At 70.3% G+C, this 2,336-nt stretch carries 2 protein-coding genes; one reads left to right on the top strand and one right to left on the bottom strand.

Annotated features, from left to right (window positions below):
- A partial coding sequence (locus A5789_RS32315; protein WP_082941107.1) for a TetR/AcrR family transcriptional regulator occupies window positions 1-662 on the bottom strand: 662 nt, incomplete at its 3' end.
- 99 nt (window positions 663-761) lie between these two features.
- On the opposite strand from A5789_RS32315, the gene A5789_RS32310 reads away from it, so the two are divergent.
- Window positions 762-2,336 (top strand): MFS transporter (locus A5789_RS32310; protein ID WP_156773038.1); only part of this gene is annotated, 1,575 nt, incomplete at its 3' end.

The raw sequence follows: 2,336 nt of genomic DNA, 5'->3' as shown, positions 1-2,336 counted from the left end.
GCGGTGGTGTGGGTGTCGATGCGTGAGAGCCACACCAGTCCGGCGGCGATGACGCTCATGCCGGTGAGGCGGGTGAAGACCAGGGGGCCGACGAGTTGAGTGATGGCGTAGGTGGGGTCCAGCTCGCCGAGTTCGGCGCGGGCGGCGGGGCTGGTGAGCAGCTGGTCGAACGGCTGGCGGTAGCGGTCGATGACCTGGGCGCGTAGCGAGTGCAGTTCTCCGTCACCGCGACCCGCTTCGGCCGGGTCGTCGAGTTCGGTGGGAGTGATGGGTCCGATGGGTTCGGTGGGGCCCAGACCCAGCCAGACCAGGGCGGTGAGGTGGATCGGGGTGTGGTCGATGAGGGCGGCTTGGCGGGTGAGCAGGTCGGTGAGCTGCTCGCGCAGGCTGCCGGTGCCGGCGGGCGGTTCGACCTGGGGCAGCAGACGTTCGAACGCGGCGGCAAGCAGTCCGGCGCTGTTGCCGAAGTTGCGATACAGGGTGGTCGCGGCGACTTTGGAGGCTTTGGTGACCGCGTCCACGGTGACCGCGTGTATTCCGCCAGTGGCCAGCAGCCGGGTCGCCGCGTCCAGAAGCCGTTCGCGGGAACGGGCCCGGCGCGGATCAACCCACTGACCGGCCTCGTCGTCGCTGAGAGCGGGGGTGGAACTCACACACCTCATTGTGCCCGACCGGCAAACCCTGGTGTTCACGCCTCGGGCGGGGTTACGCTACCGACATCACCGAAACGATAATGTCGTTAGCGTTTCTTGGGAGGTTTGGTGGCTGTCCCGCAGACCGATTCGATACCCGTCCCCGCTCGCTTGTCGGGTGCGCAGCGGTGGACGCTGGTGGTGTCGTGTGTGTCGGTGGCGTTGGTGATCGCGTCGATGGCCGCCCTGTACGGAGCGCTGCCGCAGATCGCGGAGTCCACCGGCGCCACCCAAGCACAGCTGACGTGGGTGGTCGACGCCTACACGCTGGCACTGGCGTGCCTGGTGCTGTCCGGGGGCGCGGTCGGTGACCGCTACGGGCGCCGGATCGTGCTGGTGGCCGGGCTCGTCATCTTCGCCGCCGGGTCCGCCATCCCGCTGTTCGCCGACCGCCCGGCCTGGGTGATCGCCGCCCGCGCGGTCGCGGGGGTGGGCGCGGCACTGGTGATGCCCTCGACCCTGTCGATCCTGACCGCCGGATTTCCCGCCGACAAACAAGGCCGCGCGGTCGGAGTGTGGGCCGGAGTCGCCGGATCCGGCGGCGTGATCGGCCTGCTCGGATCCGGCCTGCTACTACAGGTGTTCTCCTGGCGGGCGGTGTTCGTCGCACTCACCGCCGCCGCCACCATCCTGGTCGTCGCCGCGCTCACCCTCACCGAATCCCGCGACCGGGACCGGCCACCGGTCGATGTCGCCGGAGCGATGTCCTCGGCTGCGGCGGTCGGGGTGTTCGTCGTCGCTGTCACCGCAGCCCCCGAACACGGCTGGACCTCACCACTGGTGCTCACCACACTGGCCGTCGCGCTCGCCGCGACCGTGGTGTTCGTGCTCACCGAATCCCGCGTGCCCCACCCACTGCTACCGATCCGGCTACTCGTCCGCCGTGGATTCGCCGCCGGAGCGGTGTCGCTGGCGTTGCAGTTCCTGGTCACCTTCGGCCTGTTCTACCTGATCGTGCAATATTTCCAGCTCATCCTCGACTACAGCCCTCTGCAATCGGCGCTCGCGCTGGCCCCCATGGCCGGGCCCCTGGTCGGCATCTCCCTCATCGCGCCCTGGCTGTGCGAACGAGCCGGACTCAAAATCATGACCGCCACCGGCATGAGCGTCATCGCCGCCGGACTGGTGTGGCTCTCACGCATCGACACCCACACCACCTACCTCTACCTCCTCGGCCCCGTCCTGATCATGAGCGCCGGACTCGGACTGTGCGCGGCCCCGGCCACCGCCGCCATCGTCGCCGACACACCCCGCGCCAAACACGGCATCGCCGCCGCGGTCAACGACGCCGCCCGCGAAATCGGCGCCGCCATCGGCATCGCCGTCGCCGGAAGCGTCCTGGCCGCCGGATACCACCACCGCATCCAACCCGCCCTCACACACCTACCCCCACCAGCACGCGGACCCGTCTCCGACTCCCTGGCCGCCGCACTCGCCGTCGCCGACAAAGCCGGACCCGCCGCCCAGCCCCTCGCCGACTTCGCCCGCGACGCATTCCTGACCGGCACCCACCACGCCACCCTCACCCTGGCCGGCATCGCCGCAACAGGAGCCGCCCTCGCCCTCACCGCCCCGGCGTCCCGCCCCGGCCGATCCGCGGCCGCAGCCGCGGCCGCAGCCGCAGCCCATCGATATCTGGGCCGA

The organism is Nocardia sp. 852002-51101_SCH5132738, from assembly GCF_001665695.1.
GTDB classification, from domain to species: domain Bacteria; phylum Actinomycetota; class Actinomycetes; order Mycobacteriales; family Mycobacteriaceae; genus Nocardia; species Nocardia nova.
The sequence above is the reverse complement of the archived record's forward strand: the minus strand, read 5'-3'. Positions and strand labels throughout refer to the sequence as shown.